This window comes from Clostridium sp. D53t1_180928_C8 (assembly GCF_015667795.1).
Taxonomy (GTDB): domain Bacteria; phylum Bacillota; class Clostridia; order Clostridiales; family Clostridiaceae; genus Clostridium.
This window is the reverse complement of the sequence record NZ_JADPEL010000026.1, coordinates 1-3,104: the sequence shown is the minus strand read 5'-3', so window position 1 is coordinate 3,104 and position 3,104 is coordinate 1. Positions and strand designations below refer to the sequence as shown.

At 28.9% G+C, this 3,104-nt stretch carries 3 protein-coding genes; all 3 read right to left on the bottom strand.

The window, feature by feature from the left end; all coding sequences use genetic code 11:
• The coding region (locus tag I4V51_RS13960; RefSeq protein ID WP_243281518.1) for an exo-beta-N-acetylmuramidase NamZ domain-containing protein at nucleotides 1-274 on the bottom strand (274 nt) is incomplete at its 3' end.
• Between the two features lie 70 nt (nucleotides 275-344).
• Nucleotides 345-1,433, bottom strand: a complete 1,089-nt coding sequence (locus tag I4V51_RS13955; RefSeq protein ID WP_195989049.1) for an iron-containing alcohol dehydrogenase family protein — start codon at nucleotides 1,431-1,433, stop codon at nucleotides 345-347.
• A 124-nt stretch (nucleotides 1,434-1,557) separates the two neighbouring features.
• On the bottom strand, nucleotides 1,558-2,943 hold the full coding sequence (locus I4V51_RS13950; RefSeq protein WP_195989048.1) for an MATE family efflux transporter: 1,386 nt from the start codon (nucleotides 2,941-2,943) through the stop codon (nucleotides 1,558-1,560).
• Between the last annotated feature and the right edge of the window lie 161 nt (nucleotides 2,944-3,104).

The following is a 3,104-nucleotide window of genomic DNA, read 5'->3' as shown; positions in this document are numbered from 1 at the left end:
CTCTTATTCCATGCTCTGCTGCAAATAAAGTTGTTAATTCTGTTCTTTCATATAAAACATCTATAGAACTTGTAAAATCACTATCCATACCAGATGGGTTTGTTATTAAACCTACCTTCTTATCCTTAAAAATATCTAAATAATTATCAATGTTATCTATTCCTAACTTAACCTTGTTATCTTTAATAATAGCCTTTACGCTTACATTCGAAAATATATTTACTATAAACAAAGCTATTACAAATACTATAATATTCTTCACCCTTTTTCTCAAAAATATCATCCCCTTATATTTAATAACTCCTTATAAAAAATAAGCTTAGCGCCTTTACTTTATTTTTACTCTATTTATTTTTTGAATATTCATCTGTATCTAAAATTGCTTTAATAAACTTTTCTTCTGTTACTTCATAAGGGGTGCAATACCATTCTGTTACTCCATTCATTCTACTAACCATCTTCTCAACATCTTCTTTCTTAATACCAATATCATCTAAACATGTTGGAAGTCCAATACTCTTATTGAAATCATAAATTCTATCACGCTTTTCAAACTGTTTATCATAAGTTAATAAACATAAAACTCCAAAAGATACTATTTCTCCATGAAGATGTCCACTACATCCTGATATAACAGTTGAACCATAATAAACACAATGAGCTAAACTACTATTATAATAATACTTTTCTGCATCACTAGTTAAATTTGACACTAAGCCTGTACTAATAATAATATCTAATACTATTTGCTCTAACTCATATGATGTATTATTTTTTCTACAATCCTCTAAGGCTTTAGAAGAAAACCTTAATAAAGGCTCATCACAGGCACGACTTAATTGAGTTCCTAATAAAGGTGTATGTGAAAGTTCCTTTTCCTTTGTTGCAAGTAATACCTCTGACTCTTTTGATAATGCATCTCCAATACCTGCCCATAAAAAATTCTCTGGTGCTTCTGCAATTATCTTAGTGTTAATAAAAGTATGAATTGCTGGTTCATTTGGATAGTAATAATCTCTAAATGTATCATCAGCATTATACATTACTGCAATAGCTGTACATGCTGCGCAGTTAGATGCTATTGTGGGAAAGGAAAACATCGGTTTATCTAACTTATCTGCTACAACTTTACATGTATCAATTGCTCTTCCTCCACCTACAGCAAATATAATATCAGCTTCCTTAACATTTATATTATTTAGTAAAGCATCTACATTCTCATAAGAAGAATTTCCTCCATACCAAATAAAATCTAATATTTCTATATTTGATTCACTTACTCCTTCTAAAATGCTATTCTTTACTTTAGATATAGCTGTTTTTCCACCAATGACTACTACTTTATCCCCATATCTTCTTGTAACATACGGTATCCTTTTATAAGAATCCACTCCTATACTATAACTAGGTAAAAACACACTATAATTTGACATAAATATCTCCTCCCCAACTTCTATATAATTCTATATTATCCATTATAATACTATAAGGTTTTAATTTGCAAAAAAAAATAGAGTTTATCCTACTTATAGTCTAAACTCTACTTATAATTTAGATTTATACAACTTTCTTTTCAAAACTTCTATTTTCACCTATATTTTTAAACTCAAAATATATCATAGCAATAGATACAGTTCCTGCTATAAAATCAGCAATAGGTCCTGAATACATTATTCCATCTATACTCATAAATAAAGGTAATACGATTATTAGAGGTAACAAGAATAATATCTGCCTTGTTAATGATAAAAATATTCCCTTCTTTGGCTTTCCTATAGCAGTAAAGAAATTAGATGATATTGGTTGAAAACAATTTATAAATGTAAATAATAAAAATATTCTAAAATACTTTACAGCAAAAGAATAATAAGCTTCTGAACCTGAACCGAAAATAGATACTATCTGTCTTGGCATGAACTGAAATATAAGAAATGCTATTACAGATACTATTACACCATAGCTTATAGCTGTAGAATATGCTTTTTTTACTCTGTCATATTTTGCTGCTCCATAGTTAAAGCTTACTATAGGCTGTAACCCTTGAGAAAGACCTATTACTATTGACATATAAATTTGGTTTACTTTTGTAATAATTCCTGCACATGCAAGTGGTATTGATTCACCATATACAGATAAAGCTCCATAATAAGTTAATGATTTATTCATTACAATTTGTACAATCATCATGGCAAGCTGATTAAAACATGGTGCTGCACCTAATGAAATTATTTTACTAACAAAATTCCAATTAGGGATTAAATGTTTTTTTTCTATTTTTCCTGTTTTATATTTAAATAAATATCTTAAAGCTAATGAAGCTCCAAAAATTTGTCCTATAATTGTAGCTAAACCAGCTCCCACCATTCCCATATTTAATCCAAATATAAATATAGGATCTAAGATAATATTAATTATAGCTCCTGATAAATTACATAACATACTGTATTTAGGGCTACCGTCCGCTCTTATTAAGTGTCCCCCACCTGTTGAAAATATTAAAAATGGAAATCCAATTGCAGTTACTCTTGTATAATCCTTAGCATAGCCTAATACATTTTCTGGAGAACCAAAAAATAAAAGCATAGGTTGTAAAAAAAGCTGTACTATAATACATAAAACTAATCCAGAAAGAAATAATAGCATTGCAGAATTTCCTATGTAATATAATGCTTTTTCTTTATCTCCCTTTCCTAAAGTTAAATTAAAAGCCGATGCTGCTCCAATTCCTAATAATAGCGCTAAAGCTATACATGATGTAGTCAATGGAAATGTAATATTAGTTGCTGCATTTCCAAGTTCACCAATACTTCTTCCTATAAAAAACTGGTCTACAATATTATATAAAGCACTAACAAGCATTGCTATTATACTTGGAACTGCAAACTTTCTCAGTAATTGATTTATGGGTTCTGTCCCTAGACTATTCCTCTTTTTGTTTTCCATTTCTCTCTCCTCTTCCTTTTATCTTCTCTATATATTGTTTCTAAAAATTTATTTTTAATGATTATCCTATAAAATACTTTATCAGGCTAAGTGGCAAGTGCAGTTAACAAAAACAACAAAAAAATGTTGAAAAAAGATGTTGACATAAAAGTTTCTCAGTG